Source organism: Streptomyces huiliensis (assembly GCF_020037025.1).
GTDB classification, from domain to species: domain Bacteria; phylum Actinomycetota; class Actinomycetes; order Streptomycetales; family Streptomycetaceae; genus Streptomyces; species Streptomyces huiliensis.
The window spans coordinates 1-4,661 of record NZ_JAIQLH010000430.1 but is presented as its reverse complement, the minus strand read 5'-3'; the positions used below and the strand labels follow the sequence as shown (position 1 = coordinate 4,661).

General features: G+C 73.7%; 5 protein-coding genes. 2 read left to right on the top strand and 3 right to left on the bottom strand.

Going from position 1 to position 4,661, the window contains the following annotated elements:
- Window positions 1-1,501 (top strand): multicopper oxidase family protein (locus JNW98_RS34730; protein ID WP_223772264.1); only part of this gene is annotated, 1,501 nt, incomplete at its 5' end.
- Between the two features lie 90 nt (window positions 1,502-1,591).
- Window positions 1,592-3,352, top strand: coding sequence for an NAD+ synthase (locus JNW98_RS34725; protein ID WP_223772263.1), 1,761 nt, complete (start codon window positions 1,592-1,594; stop codon window positions 3,350-3,352).
- On the opposite strand, the gene JNW98_RS34720 is transcribed toward JNW98_RS34725, so the two are convergent.
- From JNW98_RS34720 to JNW98_RS34710, 3 genes are all read right to left on the bottom strand, one after another.
- Complete coding sequence (locus JNW98_RS34720) at window positions 3,324-3,566, bottom strand: DUF2277 domain-containing protein (RefSeq protein ID WP_223772262.1); 243 nt, start codon at window positions 3,564-3,566, stop codon at window positions 3,324-3,326. The two genes, JNW98_RS34725 and JNW98_RS34720, sit on opposite strands and share 29 nt — an antisense overlap.
- Before the next feature lie 125 nt (window positions 3,567-3,691).
- On the bottom strand, window positions 3,692-4,126 hold the full coding sequence (locus tag JNW98_RS34715; protein ID WP_223772261.1) for a hypothetical protein: 435 nt from the start codon (window positions 4,124-4,126) through the stop codon (window positions 3,692-3,694).
- A 242-nt stretch (window positions 4,127-4,368) separates the two neighbouring features.
- Window positions 4,369-4,661, bottom strand: a 293-nt coding sequence (locus tag JNW98_RS34710; protein ID WP_223772260.1) for a hypothetical protein, incomplete at its 5' end; no start/stop codon positions are given.

The window sequence follows — 4,661 nt, the reverse complement described above, 5'->3', positions numbered from 1 at the left end:
CGTCGCCTACGTCGCGCCCGACGGCAAGGAGGTCGCCGCCGCCGAGGCGCGGCGAAGCCGGCCCGGCGGCCCGGTCCGGGAGATCAAGCTGACCGCCGCCGCGACCACGCTCGACCTCGGCGGCCGGAAGGTCGCCAGCTGGGCGTACGGCGACGCCCTGCCGGGCCGTGAGATCCGGCTCACCGCGGGCGACACGCTCGCGCTCACCCTCGCCAACCACCTCCCCGAGCCGACGTCCCTGCACTGGCACGGGCTCGCCCTGCGCAACGACATGGACGGCGTCCCGGGCGTCACCCAGCGGCCCGTCCGCCCGGGCGGGTCGTTCACGTACCGCTTCGCGGTCGACCGCCCGGGCACGTACTGGTTCCACCCGCACTCCGGCGTGCAGCAGGACCGCGGCCTGTACGCGCCGCTGATCGTCGAGGACCCCAAGGAGCCGCTGAAGTACGACAAGGAGTGGGTCGTCGTCCTCGACGACTGGGTGGACGGGGTCGACGGCAGCACCCCGGACGCCGTCCTCGCCGAGCTCGCCAAGGGCATGGACCAGGACGGTGGCGGCCACGGCGGGGGCGGCCACGGCGGGGGCGGCCACGGCGGCATGGACCACGGCGGGGGCGGCGGCATGGGCGGCATGCACCACATGGCGGCCGTCACCCCCTCCCCCGCCGACGGCCCGTCCCGGATGCTCATGGGCGCCACCAGCCCCCTCCTCGGCGGCGACGCGGGCGACGTCGCGTACCCGTACTACCTGGTCAACGGCCGGACACCGGACGCCCCGCAGACCTTCACGGCGAAGCCGGGCGACCGGATACGGATCCGGATCGTCAACGCGGGCGGCGACACCGCGTTCCGCGTCGCGCTCGGCGGCCACCGCATGACCGTCACCCACACGGACGGCTTCCCGGTCGAGCACGTGGAGACGGAGTCGCTCCTGCTGGGCATGGGCGAGCGGTACGACGTGCTGGTGACGGCCGGCGACGGCGTCTTCCCGCTCACCGCGCTCGCGGAGGGCAAGAAGCGGACCGCCCTGGCGCTGCTGCGCACCGGCGGCGGCTCGGCCCCGGCCGCGGACGTCCGCCCGGCCGAGCTGGACCGCACGCCGCTCACCGCGGGCCGGCTGAAGGCCGCGGAGCCCGTACGTCTGAAGGAGCGCCGCCCGGACCGGACGCTCACGTTCGAGCTGACGGGTTCGATGGAGCGCTACGACTGGGCGCTGAACGGGCGGCGGTACGAGCCGTCGGAGCGCTACCCGGTGGCGGCGGGCGAACGCGTGCGGCTCGCGTTCGTCAACCGCAGCGCGATGTGGCACCCGATGCACCTGCACGGCCACACGTTCGCGCTGCCGGGCGGCGGGCCGCGCAAGGACACGGCGATCGTGCTGCCGGGGCAGCGGCTGGAGGTGGACTTCGACGCCGACAACCCGGGCCTGTGGATGCTCCACTGCCACAACGTGTACCACGCGGAGTCGGGAATGATGACGCTGCTCGGCTACCGCAAGTAGCCGCACCCAGGCGGAAGAGGGCCACCCGGTCCGCCCCGGGTGGCCCCCTTCCACCCCCCATCGCGTCAGGAAGACGATTAAACTGGCGGCGTGGCTCGACTCCGTCTCGCACTGAACCAGATCGACTCCACCGTCGGCGACCTCGCCGGGAACGCGGACGCGGTCCTCCGCTGGGCCCGCCACTCCGCCGAACAGGGCGCCCACCTCGCGGTCTTCCCCGAGATGGCGCTGACCGGCTACCCCGTCGAGGACCTGGCCCTCCGCTCCTCCTTCGTGGACGCGAGCCGCGAGGAACTCCGGGCCCTCGCCGCCCGGCTCGCCGACGAGGGTCTCGGCGAACTGCCCGTCGTCGTCGGCTACCTGGACCGCTGCGAGGAGGCCCGGCCGCGGCTGGGCCGCCCGGCGGGCGCGCCGCTCAACGCGGCGGCGGTGCTGCACGGCGGCCGGGCCGTGCTGACGTTCGCCAAGCACCACCTGCCCAACTACGGGGTGTTCGACGAGTTCCGGTACTTCGTGCCGGGCGACACCCTGCCGATGATCCGGGTGCACGGCGTGGACGTGGCGCTGGCCATCTGCGAGGACCTGTGGCAGGAGGGCGGCCGGGTGCCCGCCGCCCGCGCGGCCGGGGCCGGGCTGCTGGTGTCCGTCAACGCCTCGCCGTACGAGCGGGAGAAGGACGACACCCGGCTGGAACTGGTCCGCAAGCGCGCCCAGGAGGCCGGCTGCACCACCGCGTACCTCGCCATGACCGGCGGGCAGGACGAGCTCGTCTTCGACGGCGACTCCATCGTCGTCGACCGGGACGGCCGGGTGATCGCGCGCGGGCCGCAGTTCGAGGAGACGTGCCTGGTCCTGGACGTCGACCTGCCGGAGGCACCGGCCGCGGCGCCCTCCGGCACGGTGGACGACGGCCTGCGGATCGACCACGTCACGATCTCCACCGACCCGGCCCCGGTCCCGGCCGCGGAACCGGCGCTGCCGGGCACCGTCGCCGAGCACCTGGACGACGACGCCGAGGTCTACCAGGCCCTGGTCACCGGCCTCCGCGCGTACGCCGCCAAGAACGGCTTCCGCAGCGTCCTCATCGGCCTCTCCGGCGGCATCGACTCCGCCCTCGTCGCGGCCGTCGCCTGCGACGCGGTCGGGGCCGCGAACGTGTACGGCGTCGCGATGCCGTCCCGCTACTCCTCCGCGCACTCGATCGCCGACGCCGAGGAACTGGCCCGGCGCACCGGCCTCAACTTCCGTACCGTGCCCATCGCCCCGATGTTCGACGCCTACATGGGCGCCCTGGGCCTGACCGGCCTCGCCGAGGAGAACCTCCAGTCCCGGCTGCGCGGCACGATGCTGATGGCCATCTCCAACCAGGAGGGCCACATCGTCCTCGCGCCCGGCAACAAGTCCGAGCTGGCGTGCGGCTATTCGACCCTCTACGGCGACTCGGTCGGCGCGTACGGCCCGATCAAGGACGTCTACAAGACCGGCATCTTCCGCCTCGCCCGCTGGCGCAACCGCCACGCCGAGGAGCGCGGCGAGACCCCGCCCATCCCCGAGAACTCCATCACCAAGCCCCCGAGCGCCGAACTCCGCCCCGGGCAGGTCGACACCGACTCCCTCCCCGACTACCCCGTCCTCGACCGCATCCTGGAGCTGTACGTCGACCGGGACCGGGGGTACGCGCAGATCGTCGCCGAGGGCTTCGACGAGGAGCTCGTGGCGCGCGTCCTGCGCCTGGTCGACACCGCCGAGTACAAGCGGCGGCAGTACCCGCCCGGCACGAAGATCTCCCCGAAGGGCTTCGGCAAGGACCGCCGCCTCCCGATCACGAACCGCTGGCGGGAGCGGACCTGACCCCGCCGCTCCCCCGTACCTCCAGCCCGTCCAACAGCCGCGCCGTCGCCTCGGCCACGGCGTCGACGGCCTCGTCGAAGACGGCCTTGTTGTGCGCGGCGGGCGCGCGGAAGCCGGAGATCTTGCGGACGTACTGGAGGGCGGCGGCGCGGATGTCGTCCTCGCCCGGGTCGGGGGTGATCGGGGCCCGGAGGGTCTTGATGCTGCGGCACATGCTTCCAGTGTGCGCCTGGGGTGGGGTGGTGCCCCGGTCCCGCCCTTTCACCGTTTCCTGGGGCTGCGCCCCAGACCCCCTGGTCGCGGCCCCGCCGCTCGTCCTCAAACGCCGGACGGGCTGCCTCAGTGGCAGAACGCCGCTTCCACCGCCTTCACGACCCGGTCGGCCTGAGCGTCGTCGAGGGACACGTTCCCGCCGCTGAACCGGAGCCGCGCGTTCTTCAGGACGACCGCCGGTTCCTTGGCCTGCACGATGTCGGCGCAGGTGCTCCTGGCCCGGCTGACCGCCCGGTCCTCCTTCACCACGAGCCCCGGGTGCACCTCCCGGAGCCCGGCGACGAGCCGGGCCGTCTGGCCCGCGTCGGGCCTGGGTATGCCGCTGACGGCCGTGGACGCGGCGGGGTCGGCGGCGGACGAGGCCGGGGCCGAGGCAACGGCCTTGGGCTTGGCTTCCGGGTCCCCCTTGCCGTCATCCTGGTCCTGGACCAGCGAGACGACCCCGCCGACCGCGACCACCGCCGCCCCGACCCCCAGCCATATCTTCGCCTTCTGCCGCACGGTCCCTCCCTGTCGTCACGCGATCACCGTCTGCCTATCACGTGGCCCCTACACCCGTCCGCCGAACGGAGAATCGGGCCGCCGCCCGCCATGACTCCGCCGGACGTGTTCCGCCCTGTTGCCGACGTACTGCTCCCGCTGCCGCTCAGCGGTGGCGCGCTCCCACCGGTCCCAGGCGGTCCGCGCCCGCACCTCGGCCCTCCCCACCACGGCGTCCCACCACTGACACGCCTCGCACCCCGTCACCACGGGCGCCCCTCCTTGTTCAACTCGCTCACGCGGGCGCGCAGCCTGTCGGTGGCGGTGGCCCGGCGATACCGCACCGGCCGCCAGGTCCGCCCGCCGGCGAGAGGACGGAGGGGGATCTGCCGACTGCCCTGGTCCCACCCGACAACGACGCCGAACCGGTCGAGTTCGGTGTCGAGGATGAGTTCGAGCGGTTGAGGAACCCAGTCATCAACCACGATGCACCTCGTCCCCATGCCGCAGCCCCTCCCGCCGCAGCAGCTCCACCCGCTTCCAGTCACCGGCCCGC